14 protein-coding genes are annotated in these 19,743 nt (G+C 61.8%); 5 read left to right on the top strand and 9 right to left on the bottom strand.

Annotated features, from left to right (window positions below; genetic code table 11):
• The first annotated feature begins 73 nt into the window (after positions 1-73).
• The 3 genes from ASD14_RS12470 to ASD14_RS12460 all read left to right on the top strand — a co-directional run bounded on the left by ASD14_RS12470 (position 74) and on the right by ASD14_RS12460 (position 5,353).
• Entirely contained in the window at positions 74-1,336 is a 1,263-nt protein-coding gene (locus ASD14_RS12470) for a flavohemoglobin expression-modulating QEGLA motif protein (protein WP_056134477.1), read from the top strand.
• Positions 1,337-1,716: 380 nt separating this feature from the next.
• Entirely contained in the window at positions 1,717-3,990 is a 2,274-nt protein-coding gene (locus ASD14_RS12465) for an NADP-dependent malic enzyme (RefSeq protein WP_056134227.1), read from the top strand.
• 460 nt (positions 3,991-4,450) lie between these two features.
• Positions 4,451-5,353, top strand: coding sequence for a polysaccharide pyruvyl transferase family protein (locus ASD14_RS12460; RefSeq protein ID WP_056134224.1), 903 nt, complete (start codon positions 4,451-4,453; stop codon positions 5,351-5,353).
• Here ASD14_RS12460 and ASD14_RS12455 read toward each other — a convergent pair.
• Positions 5,343-6,227, bottom strand: coding sequence for a glycosyltransferase family 2 protein (locus tag ASD14_RS12455; RefSeq protein WP_056134221.1), 885 nt, complete (start codon positions 6,225-6,227; stop codon positions 5,343-5,345). The genes ASD14_RS12460 and ASD14_RS12455 overlap by 11 nt on opposite strands.
• A 125-nt stretch (positions 6,228-6,352) precedes the next feature.
• Between ASD14_RS12455 and ASD14_RS12450 the strand changes: the two genes are divergently transcribed.
• Complete coding sequence (locus ASD14_RS12450; RefSeq protein ID WP_056134217.1) at positions 6,353-7,126, top strand: methyltransferase domain-containing protein; 774 nt, start codon at positions 6,353-6,355, stop codon at positions 7,124-7,126.
• Positions 7,127-7,135: 9 nt separating this feature from the next.
• On the opposite strand, the gene ASD14_RS12445 is transcribed toward ASD14_RS12450, so the two are convergent.
• A complete protein-coding gene (locus ASD14_RS12445) occupies positions 7,136-7,981 on the bottom strand; it encodes a glycosyltransferase family 2 protein (RefSeq protein WP_056134215.1) in 846 nt (281 codons plus the stop codon).
• 399 nt (positions 7,982-8,380) lie between these two features.
• On the opposite strand from ASD14_RS12445, the gene aceE reads away from it, so the two are divergent.
• Positions 8,381-11,074: a pyruvate dehydrogenase (acetyl-transferring), homodimeric type gene (aceE, locus tag ASD14_RS12440; RefSeq protein ID WP_056134212.1), complete on the top strand. Its 2,694-nt coding sequence runs from the start codon at positions 8,381-8,383 to the stop codon at positions 11,072-11,074.
• A 56-nt stretch (positions 11,075-11,130) separates the two neighbouring features.
• Here the strand turns inward: aceE and ASD14_RS12435 are convergent, their stop codons facing one another.
• From ASD14_RS12435 to ASD14_RS12405, 7 genes are all read right to left on the bottom strand, one after another.
• The gene (locus tag ASD14_RS12435) at positions 11,131-12,273 is read right to left on the bottom strand and encodes a DGQHR domain-containing protein (RefSeq protein WP_056134209.1); all 1,143 of its coding nucleotides are present in this window, start codon (positions 12,271-12,273) and stop codon (positions 11,131-11,133) included.
• Positions 12,266-12,793 (bottom strand): hypothetical protein, encoded by a 528-nt coding sequence (locus tag ASD14_RS12430; protein WP_056134207.1) that lies wholly within the window; start codon positions 12,791-12,793, stop codon positions 12,266-12,268. Before ASD14_RS12430 ends, ASD14_RS12435 begins: the two co-directional genes overlap by 8 nt.
• Before the next feature lie 72 nt (positions 12,794-12,865).
• Positions 12,866-15,196 carry a DGQHR domain-containing protein gene (locus tag ASD14_RS12425; RefSeq protein ID WP_056134204.1) on the bottom strand — a complete coding sequence of 777 codons (2,331 nt, stop codon included), beginning with the start codon at positions 15,194-15,196 and terminating at the stop codon, positions 12,866-12,868.
• The gene (locus ASD14_RS15800; RefSeq protein WP_082538961.1) at positions 15,193-16,029 is read right to left on the bottom strand and encodes a Dam family site-specific DNA-(adenine-N6)-methyltransferase; all 837 of its coding nucleotides are present in this window, start codon (positions 16,027-16,029) and stop codon (positions 15,193-15,195) included. The genes ASD14_RS12425 and ASD14_RS15800 overlap by 4 nt, the downstream gene beginning before the upstream one ends.
• Before the next feature lie 71 nt (positions 16,030-16,100).
• The gene (locus ASD14_RS12415) at positions 16,101-18,116 is read right to left on the bottom strand and encodes a DUF2075 domain-containing protein (RefSeq protein ID WP_082538960.1); all 2,016 of its coding nucleotides are present in this window, start codon (positions 18,114-18,116) and stop codon (positions 16,101-16,103) included.
• 101 nt (positions 18,117-18,217) lie between these two features.
• The gene (locus ASD14_RS12410; protein ID WP_056134200.1) at positions 18,218-18,691 is read right to left on the bottom strand and encodes a hypothetical protein; all 474 of its coding nucleotides are present in this window, start codon (positions 18,689-18,691) and stop codon (positions 18,218-18,220) included.
• Between the two features lie 427 nt (positions 18,692-19,118).
• Positions 19,119-19,586 carry a hypothetical protein gene (locus ASD14_RS12405; protein ID WP_056134198.1) on the bottom strand — a complete coding sequence of 156 codons (468 nt, stop codon included), beginning with the start codon at positions 19,584-19,586 and terminating at the stop codon, positions 19,119-19,121.
• Between the last annotated feature and the right edge of the window lie 157 nt (positions 19,587-19,743).

The following is a 19,743-nucleotide window of genomic DNA, read 5'->3' as shown; positions in this document are numbered from 1 at the left end:
TTTGTTCCTGCTTTTGTTCTTGCCCGTCATTCCCGCTTTCGCGGGAATGACGGGCAATAGCGGCAACGCGCACATGACCGAACTCACCCCCGACATCGCCCACCACGCCCTGCTCGACGCGCGCATGGTCCGCGCGGTGAAGGGCATCCGCCTGCTTGGGCTGGTGAGCTGGCCCGCAAGCGCGCAGAACCACTTCCTCGCCGAAGCCGCGCAGGGCCGCTACACGATGCCGGTGATCGAATATCCGAAGCTCGACTTCAGCGAAGCCCGCCGCGAACTCGACGCGATCAACCGCGAAGCCGACCACGACCATCCGCTTGGCCATTACCTCTGCGAGTCCGCGCAAAGCTGGTCGATCGCCGCCGAGCTGCTCGAAGTGCTCGGCACTCCGGCCGTGACCACGCATTCGATCCGCCTGTTCGGCCGCCCTGACGAGCCGCTGCCCGGTGCCGGGCCGACCACGGTCGAAGCCGCGCGTCACTTCATCGACATCGCCAACGAACTGGACCGCGAACTGCTAGCGCCTTCGGAGACCGTCGCGATTTCCGCCACCGCGCTGCAGTTGCAGCTGCAGTCCGCGCTCGACGATTTCTTCGACCGGCGCGTCATCGAGGTGGTGCTCGACCCCGACCTGATCGCGAAGGCAGCCGCCGGTGCGACCCGCATCCGCCTGCGCCATGGCGCCGCCTTCAGCGATTACGACCGCCACCAGTTGCTGGAGCACGAAGCCTTCGTGCACTCGCTCACCGCGCTCAACGGCCGCGAGCAGCCGCACCTGCAGAGCCTTGCGCTGTCCTCGCCGCGCGCGACCGCAACGCAGGAAGGCCTCGCGGTATTCGCCGAGCAGATCACCGGCACGATCGACATCGAGCGCATGAAACGCATCAGCCTGCGCATCGAAGCGGTCGCGATGGCGCTCGACGGAGCGAATTTTCTCGAGGTCTTCCACTACTTCCGCCTCGCCGGGCAGAGCGACACCGACAGCTTCACCTCCGCGCAGCGCGTGTTCCGCGGCGTGCCGATCACCGGCGGTTCGGCGTTCACCAAGGACACCGTGTACCTGCGTGGCCTGATCAGCGTGCACACCTTCTTCCGCTGGGCGCTGCGCCAGCGCAAGCTGGTGCTGGGAAGGCGGTTGTTCGCCGGCAAGATGACGCTCGGCGACGTGCAGCGGTTCGAGCCGCTGTTCGACAGTGGCGTGCTGGTGCCCCCGCGCTGGCTGCCGCGCTGGGTGATCCGCGCGAACGGACTGGCCGGCATGCTCGCGTTCTCGCTGTTCGCCAACCGCATCCGCCTTGATGCAGTGCCGAAGAGCGAGGATTTCCTCGATATCTGAGGAAAAGCGCCCCTCACACGCCAAGGGTGCTTCCTTCGGGCGTCCGCCCGTTGGGCACCTTCTCCCCGCGAGCGGGGAGAAGGATGACGTTCACCCTGGAACCCGCACGCGGGACAAGGACGACGTTCACCCCTCGCCCCGCTTGCGGGGTGAAAGCGGGCGCTTGTGCGCCACTGGCGCACGCCCGACTGACGCCCTTGCGCTACGCGCAAGGGCCGGGGCAGAGCGAGGGACAGCGTCGCAAAGCGACGCAGGGTGAGCGGGCGTCCAATGTTACGAACCTCGTCGCACCGTCGAACCCAGCCGTACGTGAGCCCCGTCCAGCCCCGCAAATCCGCGCGGGCTACAATCCCGGGCCCTGCAGTCTGCGTGCCTTCGCGATGTCCGACGACCTGAAACAAGCCGCCCTCGACTACCACCGCCTGGAACCGCGCGGAAAGATCAAGGTCACCGCGACCAAGCCGATGGTGACCCAGCGCGACCTCGCGCTGGCGTACTCGCCGGGCGTCGCCTACGCGTGCGAGGAGATCGCCAGGGATCCGCGGCTGGCCAGCGACTACACCGCGCGTGGCAACCTCGTTGCGGTCATTTCCAACGGCACCGCCGTGCTCGGCCTGGGCGACATCGGCCCGCTCGCTGGCAAGCCGGTGATGGAAGGCAAGGGCGTGCTGTTCCAGAAGTTCGCCGGCATCGACGTGTTCGACATCGAAGTCGACGAGAAGGATCCCGACAAGCTCGTCGAGATCATCGCCTCGCTCGAACCCACCTTCGGCGGCATCAACCTCGAGGACATCAAGGCACCGGAGTGCTTCATCGTCGAGCGCAAGCTGCGCGAGCGGATGAACATCCCGGTATTCCACGACGACCAGCACGGCACCGCGATCATCGTCGGCGCCGCCGTGCTCAACGCGCTGGAAGTCGTCGGCAAGAAACTCGGCGACGTCAGGATCGCCACCACCGGCGCCGGCGCCGCGGGCATCGCCTGCCTCGACATGCTGGTCGCACTCGGCGTGAAGAAGGAACACATCACCGCTTTCGATCGCGAAGGCGTGATCTACGCCGGTCGCCCCCACCTCGACCCGGACAAGGCGCGTTACGCACGCGACACGAACCAGCGCACGCTCGCCGAGATCGTCGATGGCGCCGACATCTTCCTCGGCCTCTCCGCCGGCGGCGTGCTGAAGCCGGAGATGGTCGCGACCATGGCCGACAAGCCGATCATCCTCGCGCTCGCCAACCCGTATCCGGAAATCCTGCCGGAAGACGCGAAGAAGGTCCGCCCCGACTGCATCATCGCCACCGGCCGCTCGGACTATCCGAACCAGGTCAACAACGCGCTGTGCTTCCCGTACATCTTCCGCGGCGCGCTCGATGTCGGCGCGACGGAAATCAATGAAGCGATGAAGCTCGCCTGCGTGCGCGCCATCGCCCAGATCGCGCGCATGGAATCGTCGGACCTCGCCGGTGCCTACGGCGGCGAGATCCCGAAGTTCGGCCCCGACTACCTGATCCCGCGCCCGTTCGATCCGCGCCTGCTGGTAATACTCGCCCCGGCCGTGGCACGCGCGGCGATGGATTCGGGCATGGCCACGCGCCCGATCCTCGACATGAAGGCGTACGAGGAAAAGCTCGCCCAGTTCATCTACCGCACCGGCCTGCTGATGAAGCCGGTGTACGACCGCGCCCGAGCCGACCGCAAGCGCGTCGTCTACGCCGAAGGCGAAGAGGAAACCGTGCTGCGCGCGGTGCAGACGGTGATCGACGAGGAACTCGCCTTCCCGATCCTGATCGGCCGTCCCGACGTCATCGAGCAGCGCATCGCGCGACTTGGACTGCGCATGAAGGCGGGCGTCGATTTCGAACTCACCAACATCAACTCGGACCCGCGCTTCGACGACTACTGGCAGCAGTACCACGCGCTGACCGAACGCCGCGGCGTCACGCCCGCCGCCGCGAAGAACCTGCTGCGCTCGCGTCCGACGCTGATCTCCGCGCTGATGGTCGAACGCGGCGAAGCCGACGCGATGATCAGTGGCCTGGTCGGCCGCTTCCACAAGAAGCTCGGCTACCTGCGCAGCGTGTTCGACTTCGAGAAGGGCGTCACCGGCACCGCGGCGATGACCGGTGTGATCAACGACCAGGGCGTGTGGTTCTTCCTCGATACGCACGTGCAGCTCGATCCGTCTCCGGAGCAGATCGCCGAAGCCACGCTGCAGGCGACCTATCGCCTCAAGCTGTTCGGCATCGAACCGAAGGTCGCGCTGCTCTCGCACTCCAACTTCGGCAGCCACGACAACGCGTCCGCGGCGAAGATGCGCAAGGCCTACCAGATCATCCGCGAGCGCGTGCCCAGGCTCGAAGTCGACGGCGAAATGATGGCCGACACCGCGTGGGACGAGGAGCTGCGCACGCGCATCTTCCCGAACTCCACGCTCAAGGGCCGCGCGAATCTTTTCGTGATGCCCAACCTGGACGCCGCCAACATCACCTACAACATGGTCCGCGTGATGACCGACGGCGTCGCCATCGGTCCGATCCTGATGGGCCTGGACAAGCCCGCGCACATCCTCACCCCTGCATCGACGCCGCGCCGCGTAGTCAACATGACGGCGATCGCGGCGGTGGATGCGCAGATCCGGGCGGCGAGGAAGTAAGGCGCGAGTCGAGGTGCCTGCAGCTGCAGTTGCAACTGCAGTTTGCGTCGCAGTTGCTGTTGTTTTTGCTCGTCATTCCCGCGAAGGCGGGAATCCAGTGACTTGGTACTTGCCGTTGTTTCTGCTCGTCATTCCCGCGAAGGCGGGAATCCAGTGACTTGGTACTTGCCGTTGTTCCTGCTCGTCATTCCCGCGAAAGCGGGAATCCAGCGACTTTGTCGTTGCAGTCGCCGTTGCCCTGGCTTGTCATTCCTGCGAAAGCAGGAATCCAGTGACTTTTGCTTTAGGTTTTCAAAACAAGGACACAACAACAAAGCCACTGGATTCCCGCCTTCGCGGAATGACGAGCAATGGATGACTAGCGCTTTGCACTGTGGAAAAGCGCTTCCTGCTTCCGCAGGAACGACGAAGTCGTAAGCTGAAACCTGTTCGAGCAAGCCTGGAAACAGAGTCCAACCCCATGCGCCTGAAGTACTGCAAACTCCCCCAAGGCAATTTCGGCGATGACCTCAACGTCGAGCTCTGGCCCGCACTCTTCCCGGACCTCGAAGCCAAGCGTCCGGACGTATGGCTCTACGGCATCGGCACCATCCTCGGCGGCACCCAGCCCGACGGTCCGAAAGCCGTGCTCGGTTCCGGTTGCGGCTACCGCGGTACCCCGCGGCTCGGCGATGACTGGTGCGTCTATTGGGTGCGCGGCCCCGGCACCGCGTCGAAGTGCCATCTCGACCCCGCCCTCGGTCTCGGTGACGCCGCCGTGCTTTACGGGCCACTGCATCAGGAACTAGCCCCAGTACAAGGCCGCATCGGCCTGGTCCCGCACCACAAGAGCTACGACAGCTGGGACTGGGACACGCTCGCGCGCGACGCCGGCCTGTATCCGATCGATCCGCGCCAGACACCACAACAGGTCGCCAACGCCCTCGCCAGCTGCGAGCGCGTGCTCACCGAATCCCTGCACGGCGCGATCTTCGCCGACACCCTCGGCGTGCCGTGGCGCGCCGTCGTGCTCGCGCGCCGCTTCAACGATTTCAAGTGGCAGGACTGGCTCGACACCCTCGGCATGAAGCTGCGCACCGCCGAAGTCCACGTCGAACTCCATCGCACGCTGAAGCCGGGCAAGGCGTTCACCAATCGCCTCGCGCGCTGGGTCGGCGGTCCTGACGAACGCAACCACCTGCGTCCCGTGCGTGCCGCAACGCCATCGGATGTCGAACGCGTACGCCAGGACCTGATCAACATCGCCAGCGAGACGAAGTCGTTCGTCCTCAGCGATCCCGCCGTGCGCGCCGCGCAGCAACAACGCATGCGCGAAGCGTGCGCCCGCTTCGCGGCGGATTACGGGCTGACTTTCAGCGCCTGACTGCTGCGATCGGCGCGGGTTGCTGCCAGTAGCCGGTGGCGATGGATACCCTCAGATCCGGCAGCGGGGAAACCTCGAATTCGCGCAGGTGCTGATCGATGCCGCGCTCGGCGCGGGATGCTTTCGAAACCCGTGTTTCGCGCAGATACCGGTCGTTTGCGCTGGCGCCATCCTGGTGCCGCTCCGGGTGGTGCAGGTGCCAGGCCAGTCCCGCAAAGCGCATATGCCGTGCCGCGATGCCCGAATACCAGGCGCGCCAGGCCAACTCGCTGTCTTCGCGACCCCAGCCTTCCATGCGCTCGTCGAAGCCGTTGACCTGCAGCAGGTCGGTACGGAACCACCCCTGGTTGCAGGTCTTGATCGCGCGTGGCGGCCTGCGCCCGGCGCGGATCAGGTTCAATGAGGCGAGGGTGGGGCTGCGCACCGCATTACGCCGCCGTTCGAGCTGCCGTGTGAACACGTGCAGGTCTATCGTGCCGTCACGGAGCATCCGCTGCGACAGTGCCGGCGTCGTCAGCGCCCGCGAGCCCTGCACAAAGCTACCTGCACGCGCATACCGCAAATGATCGGCGACGAAGTCGCGATGGACCACCATGTCGCCGTCCAGCATCAGCACATAGTCGCCGCCCGCCGCCGCGATCGCGCGATTGCGCGATCGCGCGGCGCGGAAACCGAGATCTTCCTGCCAGTGATGCCGCAGCGGAACGGGGAAATCGCCCGCGATCTCTTCCAGCAGTCGCCGCGTCTGCGGGCCTGAACCATCGTCGGCAACGATGACTTCTTCCGGCAGGCGCGTCTGCCGCGCCAGCCCGAGCAACACCAGTCGCAGTGCCTGCGGCCAGTTGTACGTGGTGACGACCACGCTGACGTTCACGCGGCCACCTCCTTCACGTACGCAGCGCGACCTGTGCGTGCCAATGCGCGGGAAGATCGCGGCGTGTCGACTTCCCGCGTGCTGGGGTCGGGCATACTTGCGCGCCTGTTTTCCCGGGAACGTCCGTGTCGCCAGAATCCGCCGATCAGACCGCCCGCGAGCGCGCGCGCAACTTCGAGCGCCGCTTCGAAGGGCGGTTGAACTACGGGTACCAGGGCATTCCGATATTCGCCGCGCCCGGTCTCCACGAACTGGCGGCGGAGCGGCTTTCGGCCGTGCTGCCCGATGCGCACGCGCAGGTGCTCGAGCTCGGCGCCGGCGCGGGCGCGCTCAGCCAGCGCCTGGCCGACCTCGGCATGCAGGTGTGCGCCAGCGATCTGTTCGACGCCAATTTCACCCCGCGCGACCGTATCGATTTCGTCGCCCTCGATCTCAACCAGTCCTTCGCGGAGCAGCTGAACTCCCGCTTCGACGCGATCGTCGCGCTCGAGCTGATCGAGCACCTCGAGAATCCCAGGCACTTCTTCCGCCAATGCCGGCAATTGCTTGGCGAGAACGGTTATCTCGTGGTGTCGACGCCCAACCTCGCCAACCCCGTATCGCAGGCGGTGTTCCTGCGCGAAGGCGTGTTCCAGTGGTTTCGCGAGAACGACTACCGGGAGCAGGGCCACATCATGCCGCTCGCGCCCCAGGTGTTGCGCCGCTGCTGGGACGAGGCCGGCTTCCTCTGCACGTGGGAAGGCAGCGTCAGCGATCCGTACCGCCTGCTGCATCGCCGGCGCAACCGCGGCACGCGCCTGCTGGCGCGCGTGTTGTCGAAGTTGTCGAAGACAGCGCCTTCCCTGCAGGGCGAGGTGTATGTCGCGGTGCTGCAGGTTCGCCCGGACGCCAACCGCTAGCGCGCGCATTTACGACATCGCCTGCGCGGCGGCGACGTGCGCATCCAGTCCGCGCACGCAGCGGATGGCGCGCGTGTCGCGGGTGCGCTGGAGCAGGGCGTCGTTAGGCAAAGCCTGGTTGGGTGGAATGCCATCCGGCCAGCGCGTCTTGTGCCAGAGATGGACGGCGAGCCCGGCGTAGCGCAACAGACGACGCTCCACGCCGGCATGACGCAGCCGCAGCGTCAGGTCATCGTCCTCGCGGCCCCAGCCTTCATAGGCGTCGTCGAAACCGTTGACCGCATCCAGGTCTCGCCGCCAGACGCCGAGATTGCAGCTCATGGCCACGCCGCCCTTCCGGCGCGACGCCTTCCAGGCGGCCAGCACCGGCAGGCGCAACGCGTGCTTGCGCTTGAGCTCGCCGCCGGCACCGCGCGGCGCGAACGGCATGCGCATCGAGAAGCGCGGCGCGCCGCCGGCGAGCAGGCGCGCGGATTCCGCCTGCGAAGCATTGAGGCGTCCACCGAGCAGGTAGCTGCCGGGGCGGATCAGGCGATGGTGGTCAGCGACGAACTCCGGGTGCAGCACCATGTCGCCGTCGACGAAGATCACGTAGTCGCCTGTGCTGGCGGCGATGCCCAGGTTGCGCACGCGCGCGGCGCGAAAGCCCAGGTCCTCCTGCCACGCGTGGCGCAGCGGCACGGGGTAATCGCGGGCGAACTCGCGGACCACGCGCGCGGTGTCCTCGCGCGAACCATCGTCGGCAACGATGACGTCGTCGGGCAGCACGCGCTGCGCGGCGACACTGCGCAGGCACAGGGCCAGCGCCGCCTGCCAGTTGTAGGTGGTGATGATGAGGCTGGTGCGGGGGGCCATCGGGGGGAATGGCTCGCTTGGCGGGGGCGCCCATCCTAAGAGGTGCGGGCGCGCTTGGGTACGAACCAGCGCACAAGCGCAAGCGGGACACATCATTCCAACGGAGCGGAGAGGAACATCCCCGAGCCGGAGTCCACCGACAGCTGGCTTGCCGTACCGACTGAGCGCATGACGGGACGGCGCCCGCGGCTCTGCGAACACACGGATCCCCTATACCGAACCCGCCAACGCGCCCACCCAGCAGCCGCTTCCGCATCCCCGCTGAAATCGTTTGCCCTTCCGGCCGCCTTGCCGCTTTCGTCATGAGCCGCAGGGTCCCCTCCCCGGACCCCGCTGCTAGAATCCCAGCTCTAATCAACGACCCCAACGACGCACCCGGCGAGGTTGCGCGGAGCCCCCATGACGAACTGGCTGAACGATCTCCTGGCAAACGACCCCGATCCCACCGAAACCCGCGAGTGGATCGAATCCATGACCGCGGTCATCGACCGCGAAGGCGCCCAACGCGCCCACCAGCTGCTCGACGGCATGGTCGAAGTCACGCGCCGCGCCGGCGCGCACCTGCCGTTCCAGCCCACCACCGAATACATCAACACCATCCCGACCCACCTGGAGGCCAAGAGCCCCGGCGATGCCGCGATGGAATGGCGGATCCGCTCGATCATCCGCTGGAACGCGCTCGCCATGGTCGTGCGCGCCAACCGCAAGCCCGGCGACCTCGGCGGCCACATCGCGTCGTTCGCGTCGGCCGCCACGCTCTACGACGTCGGCTTCAACCACTTTTGGCGCGCGCCCAACGGCGACTTCCCCGGTGACGTCGTCGCCGTGCAGGGCCACAGCTCGCCCGGCATCTACGCGCGCAGCTATCTCGAAGGCCGCTTCACCGAAGACCAGCTCGACAACTTCCGCATGGAAGTCGACGGCCGCGGCATCTCCTCCTATCCGCACCCGTGGCTGATGCCCGATTACTGGCAGGTGCCCACGGTGTCGATGGGCCTGGGCCCGATCAGCGCCATCTACCAGGCGCGCAACTGGAAGTACCTCGAAGGCCGCGGCCTGATGCCCAAGTCCGATCGCAAGATCTGGTGCTTCCTGGGCGATGGCGAAACCGACGAACCCGAATCCCTCGGCGCCATCTCGGTCGCCGGCCGCGAAGGCCTCGACAACCTCTGCTTCGTCATCAACTGCAACCTGCAGCGCCTCGACGGCCCGGTGCGCGGCAACGGCAAGATCATCCAGGAGCTGGAAGGCATCTTCCGCGGCGCCGGCTGGAACGTCATCAAGACCATCTGGGGCAGCTACTGGGATCCGCTGCTCGCCCGCGACACCACCGGCATCCTGCGCAAGCTGATGATGGAAACCGTCGACGGCGAATACCAGAACTGCAAGGCCTTCGGCGGCGCGTACACGCGCGAGAACTTCTTCGGCAAGTACCCGGAGACGAAGGCGATGGTCGCCAACCTCTCCGACGACGACATCTGGCGCCTCAACCGCGGCGGCCACGATCCGCACAAGGTCTACGCCGCCTACCACGCGGCCACGCAGACCAAGGGCATGCCCACCGTGATCCTCGCCAAGACGGTGAAGGGCTACGGCATGGGCGCGGCGGGCGAAGCGCTCAACCCCACGCACCAGACCAAGAAGCTCGACGACGAGCAGGTCCGCATCTTCCGCGACCGCTTCAACATCCCGGTCACCGACGACCAGCTCAAGGACAGCGCCGTTCCGTTCTTCCACCCCGGCAAGGACTCGCCGGAAGTCGAATACCTGCACGAGCGCCGCAAAGCCCTCGGCGGCTACCTGCCGCAGCGCCGCCGCAAGAGCACGCAGACGCTCGAAGTACCCAAGCTCGAGACCTTCGACCGCCTGCTCAAGTCCAGCGGCGACCGCGAAATCAGCACCACCATGTCGTTCGTGCAGACGCTCAACATCATCCTGCGCGACAAGCAGGTCGGCCCGCGCTGCGTGCCGATAGTCGCCGACGAGGCGCGCACCTTCGGCATGGAAGGCCTGTTCCGCCAGCTCGGCATCTACGCCCCGCACGGACAGAAGTACAAGCCGGTCGACCGCGACCAGCTGATGTACTACCGCGAAGACGCCGCCGGACAGGTGCTCGAGGAAGGCATCACCGAAGCCGGCGCGTTCTCCTCGTGGCTGGCCTGCGCGACGAGCTACAGCACCAACGACCTGCCGATGCTGCCGTTCTACATCTACTACTCGATGTTCGGCTTCCAGCGCATCGGCGACAGCGCGTGGCAGGCGGCGGACATGCGCGCGCGCGGCTTCCTGCTCGGCGCCACCGCGGGCCGCACCACGTTGAATGGCGAAGGCCTGCAGCACGAAGACGGCCACAGCCACCTGCTCGCCAGCGCGATCCCCAACTGCCGCAGCTACGACCCGACCTTCGGTTTCGAAGTCGCGGTGATCGTCCAGCACGGCATGCAGCGCATGCTCGCCGAGCAGCGCGACGAGTACTACTACATCACCCTGATGAACGAGAACTACGCCCACCCGGACATGCCGGAAGGCGCGGCCGACGGCATCATCAAGGGCATGTACCTGTTGAAGGACGCCGGCAAGCCCAGGAAGGGCGAACTGCGCGTGCAGCTCATGGGCAGCGGCACCATCCTGCGCGAAGCCATCGCCGCGGCCGAACTGCTCGACAAGGACTTCGGCGTCACCGCCGACATCTGGTCCTGCCCGAGCTACACCGAACTCGCCCGCGACGGGGCCGACGCCGAACGCTTCAACCGCATGAACCCGGAAGCCAAGGCCCCGCGCAAGCCGTACGTCACCCAACTGCTCGAAGGCCGCCAGGGCCCGGCCATCGCCGCCACCGATTACGTGCGCGCCTTCGCCAACCAGATCCGCGAATACGTGCCGATGAAGTACACCGTCCTCGGCACCGACGGCTTCGGCCGTTCGGATACGCGCGCCAACCTGCGCCGCCACTTCGAAGTCGACCGCTACTACATCGCCCACGCCGCCATCGCGGCGCTGGCCGCGGAAGGCAAGATGACGACGAAGGATGTGGCGAGGGCTATCAAGCAGTACAAGATCGATAGCGAGAAGCCGAACCCGATTGGGGTTTGAATATCGCAGTAAAAAAGGCGACCACTGGTCGCCTTTTTTGTGCCTGCCTCCCGCGGCTACGGCCTTATCCCAGTTGTCACGAGAAGATCTCTATAGAGTGTCGAAGCGCCAGTCGAACCTGGTGGGTAGTGGTTGGTTGTGAAGTGATCATCGGTAAGGCTCGAACGATCAAGAATTTTTCTAAAAGCGGTTTTCGTCACTACTTCCGGCGTGCTCGTTTCAAAGAGATAGCAGTCTCTGAAGAACCGCATCAGGGCGTTGTATCCATTTGTCTTGTTAAGGACAGCGCCACGACCGGTCCAATTCCACGCGCCTTCCCATTTGTCTGCGACGGCGCTGAAAAAGTTCATTAGATTCGCAAGGATCTTTTCATCCTCGTCTTTTTGGAAGAACGTATAGAAGGGTCTTCTAGAGAATTCGGAGCCATCGCGCTCAGGCCAAAACCCAATCCGTTTGCCGATGTCTCGGTCAGTCATTGGATCCTTGCTGATGTACGGAAGGATTCCCTTTACAACGGTTGCTTGGGATAGCGTCTCTCCAAACCTGCCTTCCGTAGCGGAACCGAGGCGCTTGATTCGGCCCTTAAATGGGCTGTCTTCCAGCTCATCCAGCGCAACTGCGATCTCGTGGGAAGTTTTCTCTGGGGATCTGTTCCTATCCAACGAGAAGAGGTCATAGACGAGGCTCTTGTTAACTTTCGTCTGGGCCAGGTTAACGGTTGAAAAGATGCTCGCCTCTGTGGCGTCATCAATTCCGATAAAAATCGAAACCGGAAGGTCGAAGAGAATATCGAGATTGTCCTCGAATGATTTCAGTCGGTGTTGGCCATCAATAATGGTCGCCAAACTTTCGTACGGAATATTCAATCGCTCATCGATGGGGTCGATATACTCGGATAGCTCTAAGACGCAGTAATCGCGGCCTTCTTCTATTCTCGCGCAGCGCTCGTCAACTGAAACGACGATCGAGGTCGGAAAGACAGCGTCTTGAGTCTTTATGTACTTAGAAATTTCCTTAATTCGTGCTTCCTTAAGCTCACGCTGAATCCCCAAAAATTCTTTGTGTCCACCACGATCGTGAATTCGGCGGAAGTCGAACTTGCAGACCTCGAGAAGGTCGCGCGCAGCGGCTACGCCCGTATAGAACGTACCAATCTGCTGCCTGACAGGAAAAACCGGCAGCCGTAGCTTCTTAACCATGCTGCCCTTCCTCCATCTTCCTATAAGCCAACTTTAGCTTTCGACTTCCGGACTTGAGACTTTCATCCGGGGGCGGTGGCTCAATCTCCAGATAGAAAAGCAAGAGATAGTTGATGAAAAGAAAGGCGCCATAAGTCCAATAGCTTGATAACACAATTGCTTTGTTCTTTGCGTTAGAAATTGTGGGATCAAGCCCGAGCATTCCAACGATGACAAGGGAAGCCAGTAACGTCACGAAACCAAGTAAGCGACGTGGGCCATGCATTGGGCTATTCCACTTAAAAAATGCAAGCCAAAAAATAGTCCCGATAAGCCCGTATGCATATAAGAACAATTGGCCATTCCCTATCGCTCCCTTCACCCCAGCATAGAAATCAAAATTCGCCTCATTGCGATAGTTGTAGGCGATTGCTGTGATAAGCAACGGAGCCAGGGCAATAACAGCCGTTACGATGACCTCCGCCAGAGCGAGGCCATGTGTCTTAGGGCGAGTAAAAAACTGTCGAATCCAGTACGTCATAAGGGGTCCGTTGCTTACAGGCTTCCTACCAAATGCACTGCGGCGAGCACGTCCAAAACACTAAACGGAGGCTCATTCGGTTTCGGCGTCCTCGACTAGATCAGAATCTTCGTCCATCTCGTCAGCCACCGCTTTTTGCTTTTGCCGCAGCCACTGTTCATGGCTCTCTAAGAGAGCAACTTGCTCGACAGAAAGCGAAACTCCAGATGATGCGTGCGCAACAACATTCCGCATCTCGTTAATTTCTTGGAGCCATTTTGTTTGCCTGTCCTTGCTCTCAGTCTTTTTTCCGTAACCCAGTAGCTGCTGAAACAGCTGCCACTGGCTCAGCGCGATGCTGCGGTAGTCAATAAGGTCCAAATATGATTCGCGCTTTCCGCGCTTGTTGTCATCGTTCTCGCTGCGCTTGGCCACTTCAAGTCTGACGGCCTTAGGAACGCCCTGAATCCACCAACTGTCGCCGTCATCTGCGAATTCCTGTTTGAGCTCTTGAACGACAATGCTCTGCAGAAGTTGCTCTAGCCGGTCAATGATTGCCTTTGCCCGAAGGTTGGTCTGCTCTTTCTCGCGCCGCAGGAATTCTTGTAGACCTGGGGGATCGAAATTCGGGAACTGAGCTTTCAACGCCTGCTGGGCTCGGCGCATTCGTGTCGTCTGCCCCTGTACGCCCCGAAGGTCTCTGTATCGCTTCCGGTCTTGCTCTGTCATTTGACCAAAATGATTCGCCAGAGCGAGCGCATACGGCTTGAGGATTGCGGAAAGATCCTCGTCGTCGAGTCGAACCAGTTTGCTGCCGTTGGTTTCGAGATGCTGGATAACACTTCTAAGGACCATCGTGCACGCGCTCACGCTGTCGTTCATTGCCAGACCGCCGCCATCCTTGGAGCCTAAGTCCCACCATTCAGGTGCGCCGGAACGAATGTGACTGAACCAGCTTTTCAATACATACACGGTGCGCGCAAGGGTTTCCTCGTTCTGCCCTCTCCAAAAGGCACCTCCCTCCACGACCACTCCCTTGTTTTCCTTAACGATAAAAAAGTCCTGCCGTTCAATAGCTCGAAAAAGGGATGTCAAGGATATGCAGCGCAGGGAGTCCTTTGTCGAATCCGCGAGTTGAATGCGGCCATAGAAGGGCGAGTCCTTGTCAGCATCCAGAACTTGCACTGCTTTTGAAACGATCGCCTGGACGCGAACAATTGCCGAATCAGCATCCCAGTGCAGTTCTGCAAATAGCTCTTGCAGCAAGGATGGCTTCACGCTCTTTTGCTTTGCATTTATATCTATAAACAACTTTGCCTGAGCGCTTGGTGCGATTCCTTCGAAAGCCAAAACCGCGATATGGCCGGACTTGGCAAATGGATGGCCTGAGTATGAATACAGACGATGCTGGCCATCAATGATCCAAGCAGACTTAAAGGCCGGCTTTAGTTCTAGCCATCCAAGTATTCCACTAGCGTCTCGGTCAGCTTGCTCGTTCTCTTGCTTGACTCTTTGAAAATCTAAGCACTTCTTTTCAATGTTCACGACGATATTCGTCGGAAAAATCCCGTGGTCGGAGATGTATTCGCGAATCCTCTTCAGTCGGGGCTTTGAAATCATCCGCTGGTAAGTGTGGATGTCGGATGCCTTTCCCTTCGAGCGATGAGAGACATATGCGATCTTCAACAAGTACTCGGGCGAGGCGGGAAACGTATAGCAGTTATAAGGCCCCATCTTTGCCTTTACAGCTGGCACCTTTATCGAAAGCCCCGCGATGCTCTTTCCCGGCAGCATGTCTGCATACATTTGATACTTGGCAGCTGGTCCAAGATGGCTGACAAGCTTTTCGTAGTACTCCAAATCTCTTTCGTCGAACAGCAGAACGTTTGCTGTTCGTGCGCGCTCTCGATCCGCCTCTGTGAGCTGTATGTTGTTCAAGAAGAACGCTAATACAGAGTGTCTCTTGTGTGGCGATGGGAACGCGGCGCTGACTGATTTCGCGACGCGCTCCCTCATTTGGGCCAGCTTCGCCAGTTCCTCTTGAAACTGGGGCCGCTTTACGAAATTGACAGAAGACTTGCATTCAACTGCCAGCGCCACATCTGGATCAATCGCAACCACGTCTAGCTGGTTGATCGGTGAAGAGCTGTCTTGATGGGTCAGCCTAAGCTTTGCGCCACCAAGGCCAGACATAGAGTCGAAACCCATTCGATAGAAGAGCGTCCACACCCGGTCCTCCAGCGCTACACCATGTGGTTTGTCGCGCTTCAGGCGCACAGAAACCTTTCCCGCCTTAACGACGCTCCACCCTTTGCCCATCTCATCCGCAACAAGCTTTGGATGCACGCTCTTCTGAGCGTATGGCTTCGCAGTAGCCCTGGCGTGCGCGCGAAGCTCTGCGATAGGAAGCACGTTCTCGATCAAGTCCAGTCCCCCCCTAGAATAAATAGGCTTTCCGTTATCTTCCTGCGATGCGTACTAGAAGCAGCGATAACTGAAAAGCGCTCGATAACTATCTTTCTAGTGCCGCTGTATAGCTCATCAATGGAGTCGTGATGCGCATTGCTGACAAAAACATGGCAGCCCTTAGCTGCAAGTGCTCGGGCATGCTTGGCTAGTCTTATTTGATCCGCCCAAGAAAAAATGTGTTCGTTGTATTTGACGAAACCGTTGTTGGCGTGAGCGACTGTGTAAGGTGGATCGAAGTAGACGAGGTCCCCAGGCTGAGCGCCTGCTGTTGTCTCCTCAAAGTCCCCGTGCTCCAACTTGGCGTTCTGCAAGACATCGCTTGTGCAACGAAGAAGATCGTCATCTACCGAATCAAGATGAGTTTTGTATCCATACGGAACATTGAATTCCCCTCGCAAGTTGACGCGATGTATGCCATTGAAGGACAGGCGAGTTAGATAGAGAAGTCGCGCCGCTTTAGTTAATTCAGTTCTTGGCTTTGACTCCCGGACTCGGTAGTAGTCCTCTTCGGAGTTCCGCAATCTTTTCAGCGCCTTGATTAGGTCGTCGGGCTGTTCTTTAACGCGCCGGTAGCAGTTGATCAGATCCTGATTAATGTCAGATAGGACGGCCTTGGCAGGCTGAAGTGCAAAGAACAAAGCCCCTCCGCCAAAAAACGGCTCGTAATACCTATTGAATCGCGCAGGAAAATGCTCAATGAGCTTAGGGACTAGCGCTCGCTTGCCTCCTGGCCATTTGATAAGTGGCGTTCCGATCGCGGATCTTCCTCGTGCCGCAAGCTGAGTCACTAGATTGCCTCTGTTTTTTTGAATGATGCCATGAAGCAAAAATCCGGTTGTTCGAGAGTCAATTTCTGTGGTTAGGCGACTTCCGTTAAGCCTAAAGACGTCAGGTAGTCATAAGTTGGATCATAGAACTGCGGTGCCCGGGTCGGATCGAGCTCACTGCCTTCGGGAACGACCAGAACCATGCCTTGGCGCGCGCGAGTCAGAAGCACGCGGTACGCGTTCTTCAAGTAGATCTGCCGCTCGGTCTTGTTGACCCGATTCCAGCGGGTACCTTTGAACTCATGGTGCGACCAGCCTTCGCCGTTGAAGCGTAAGTCGCCATCCCACACGACGCAGGCCCAATCCAGTTCCAGACCCTGCACTTGGAACTCGGTGGCGACGTCTTCGAGGTAGTAGGAGGAACGAGTGTCTTCCTTGCCGTCGAGAAACCACTTCACCGGATCGGTCTTCACTCGCACGTCGATGGCGTGTGGCTTGAGGCGTTGTGCTTGTGAGGACACCACGATGCCGTAGCGCTCGGAGCCGCGTGCTTGGTCGCGCAGCCAGCGCTTGGCTAGGTCGAGCCGGCGCGTGATCTTGATGGGGTAGCGAGCCGCCAGCTCAGCAAGCGTTTGCTTGGCGGCGGCTTCCTCCACATCCAGCACTTCGCGGACGAACTTGCTGAGCGACTCGGCGCGGAAGGAGCGCATTGAGGTCGCCAGATGCAGATTTGGATTGCTGCGCGTGTTTGGGAGCGCCAAGACCTTCTTGAGCGTCGCATCGCTGCGGTACTCCGATTCGGTCAGATTCGGCGACAGGTGGACTTCCCAATCTTGGAAGCGCTTCAGTACGGCCTCCAGCCACTCACTGATGCCGGCCTCGCCGGTGTTGATCTCTTGTCCGCCGCCGACGAGACAAACGACCACCGCCCAATCCTTGTGGCGATCCACGCAAGAGATCAGGAACTCCGGTTCGGACTGATCGAAGCCGGGGAGTCCCTTCTTCCGAGCCATGAAGGACGTCGTCTGTTCGAGCGTCCACGCACGCTGCGCTTCGTCAAAGAACACGACGTGTTCCGGCGGCGCTTCAGCGTCGGCCAGGCAGTCGTCACGGAAGTGATGGACGTTCTGGATAAAGGCGGCAACCTTTTGGCGTGCGTCACCCTTCTTGATTGGTGCGTTCTGGATGGCGGCTCGCGCGACGGTGTCGCGCGCGAGCGCTTCTCGCAGCACGGCAACGAGCGGGCCGTTGCCGGAGAGAAAGACGCTGTACGTCGCGCTCTCCTTGTCGAGATGGCGATTGGCGACATCAAGACCCACCAGCGTCTTGCCTGCGCCCGGCACACCGGTAACGAAGCAGATAGCCTTCTTTCCGACCGCCCTTGCTTCCTCAATGATTTGATCAACGGCCTTGGAGGTGATCGCAAGGTTCTGCGCACCGGCGCCGTGACGCGAAATCGTTTCGACCGAATGCCCTGCATACAGCGCACGCGCGGCTTCGATGATCGTGGGTGTCGGCAGGTAGCGACCGCTTTCCCACGACGCTACGTCGATGCGAGGCGCGGTCAGGAAGGTAAGCGTCTTGACGATGATTTGCTGCAAGTCGCCGGCGCTGGCGCGAATGGGCCGAACCAAGCCGTCTTCGTGCAGCGTGTGCAGGAGCTCGATGGTCTGCGGTGCCGCTTTGGTCGCCACCAGCACCGGAGCAATGCAGATGTCGTGGCTGGCGTCGTGGAAGTTCTTCAGATCGAGTGCGTAATCCCAGACCTGATCCAGCGCTGCGACGTTGAACTGCGATTCGCCGGCCTTGAACTCCAGAACAAACAACACATGGCCGACGAGCAGGATGACGTCGGCACGACGGCCCAGCCGAGGGATCGTGTATTCGAAATAGATCTTGGCGGTTGCATGCTCGCCTTCCGGCAGCTGCAACGCCTTGAGGATCTGGATCTGCTCTTGCCACGCGTTGTTCTGGGTGAGCTCTAGATCGCCACCCGCGCGCTGCACCAACCCACCGAGGATCGCTTGCGCGCTCTGCTCGATAAAGTCCCCAAACCGCGCGCCGTACAGCCACCGACGCACAACTGCCTTGTGCTGATCGCCTTCCATATTTATTGGCCCGTGCGTCCCCTAACGCCGGCCCAGGGTAACAGCGGCGCCGAGCGGGTCCAAAAAATGGACTTTGCTGAAGCTGTTCATGCGCGCCCCTGTCAACACCGCTGTCCGTATGCGGGTCGATTCCCCGCCGCGATCGCCTCCGCCTCGCTCGCATAGCGCCCGCGCTTGGTCGCGCCGTAGTAGCGCGTGCCGGGGCAGTGGTAGACGCCGGAGCCGGTGTTGATCCACACGGTGGTGGTGTCGCCGGCAGGGCCGGGGGAGAGGCGGTCAATGACTTGTTCGCGCGTGCGTTGCGCGACGGCGGGGGAGCAGGGCTTGTGGTATGCGGCACGGTAGCCGTGGGCGACGGCTTCGGATTCGTCGAGGTATTTGCCGCGCTTCGTATTGCCGTAGTACTGCCCGCCTGGGCAGTGATACACGCCGCTGTTGGTGTTGGCCCACACCTGGGCGTCACGGGCGTGCGCGCCGGTGGCGAAGGCGAACGGCAACAGCAGCGCCACCAGCCAGGCGAAGGCGTGGCGGCGCCAGCGGTGCATGTGCGTGTAGGTCTGCAAATCCTTGTGCATGGCATGTCCCCGTCATGCCTGATCTCAGAAAAATCCTACGGGATCTGACGGCGTGGCCGGTCATCGGAAGGACAAAGCCGGCGTCCGAGTTCAAAGCTCGGGTGACCGAGCGGAAAGCCTGGTCCGCCGAGCTCGGAGCTGCGTCATCCGAGCAAAAAGCTCGGCCGGCCGAGCTCGGAGCTCGGTCACCCGAGCAAAAAGCTTCGTCGCCCGAGCAAATGGCTCGGTCATCCGAGCAAAAAGCTCGGTCCGCCGAGCTCGGAGCTCGGTCGCCCAAGCAAAAAGCTCCGTCACCCGAGCAAATGGCTCGGCGCTCCGAGCAAAAAGCTCGGCGGCACAAAAAAGCCCGGCGGATGAAGCACTTGGCTTCACCCGCCGGGCTGGGTTGGCTACCTAGGGGCGCGCGCAGGCGCCTTGGGCGGGCCGATCAGGCTTCCGCGGAAGCCTTCTCCGGGGTGGAACGGCGGCGGTAACGGGCCGAGAGTTCGCGGCGCGCGGCCTTCAGGGCGGCGTCCTTGCCGGCCACTTCGAGCAGGTTGTAGCAGTCGCGCGCGACCGACATCAGGTCGCTGCCCAGGGCCATCTCGGTGTCATCGGCACGTTCGACCAGCTGGCGCAGTGCCAGCAGGCGCGGGCGCAACTGGTCGAGGGCGCGCTTGTCGGCCTGCGCTTCGGCCAGGTTGATGCTGGGCGGAATGATCTGCGGGTTGGCCATCGCGACAGCGATCGCCTGGTCGCAAAACGCCGCCGACTTCGGACCGAGCTTGGACAGCTCGCGGCGTTCGTCGTTCTGCAGCACGACCATGCGTGCGAACAACTGGCCGAGCGTGCTGAGCGCGGTGTCCATCTGCGTGAGCTCGGCGTCGGTGTACTGGATCGAAACAAGATTCTGCATTGGCTATTCCTTATATCCCTTAGCAAAGTCCGGAATGAGTTGGCCGGACGGTCCATGCTCCGCCGCGAATCCGTGCGACAGGCCCAATACCGAACGTGTCGGCGAGGGAGCGGGGCGAAGTCTGCCAGAGGCGATGTGGCCGCCGCCAGCCCAGCGG

The organism is Lysobacter sp. Root494, from assembly GCF_001427225.1.
GTDB lineage: Bacteria > Pseudomonadota > Gammaproteobacteria > Xanthomonadales > Xanthomonadaceae > Agrilutibacter.
The sequence above is the reverse complement of the archived record's forward strand: the minus strand, read 5'-3'. Positions and strand labels throughout refer to the sequence as shown.

Coding starts and splice junctions, on each gene's coding strand:
- ASD14_RS12470 (WP_056134477.1), top strand. CDS start 74: ATGACCGAACTCACCCCCGACATCGCCCACCACGCCCTGCTCGACGCG.
- ASD14_RS12465 (WP_056134227.1), top strand. CDS start 1,717: ATGTCCGACGACCTGAAACAAGCCGCCCTCGACTACCACCGCCTGGAA.
- ASD14_RS12460 (WP_056134224.1), top strand. CDS start 4,451: ATGCGCCTGAAGTACTGCAAACTCCCCCAAGGCAATTTCGGCGATGAC.
- ASD14_RS12445 (WP_056134215.1), bottom strand. CDS start 7,981: ATGGCCCCCCGCACCAGCCTCATCATCACCACCTACAACTGGCAGGCG.
- aceE (WP_056134212.1), top strand. CDS start 8,381: ATGACGAACTGGCTGAACGATCTCCTGGCAAACGACCCCGATCCCACC.
- ASD14_RS12435 (WP_056134209.1), bottom strand. CDS start 12,273: ATGGTTAAGAAGCTACGGCTGCCGGTTTTTCCTGTCAGGCAGCAGATT.
- ASD14_RS12430 (WP_056134207.1), bottom strand. CDS start 12,793: ATGACGTACTGGATTCGACAGTTTTTTACTCGCCCTAAGACACATGGC.
- ASD14_RS12415 (WP_082538960.1), bottom strand. CDS start 18,116: ATGGAAGGCGATCAGCACAAGGCAGTTGTGCGTCGGTGGCTGTACGGC.
- ASD14_RS12410 (WP_056134200.1), bottom strand. CDS start 18,691: ATGCACAAGGATTTGCAGACCTACACGCACATGCACCGCTGGCGCCGC.
- ASD14_RS12405 (WP_056134198.1), bottom strand. CDS start 19,586: ATGCAGAATCTTGTTTCGATCCAGTACACCGACGCCGAGCTCACGCAG.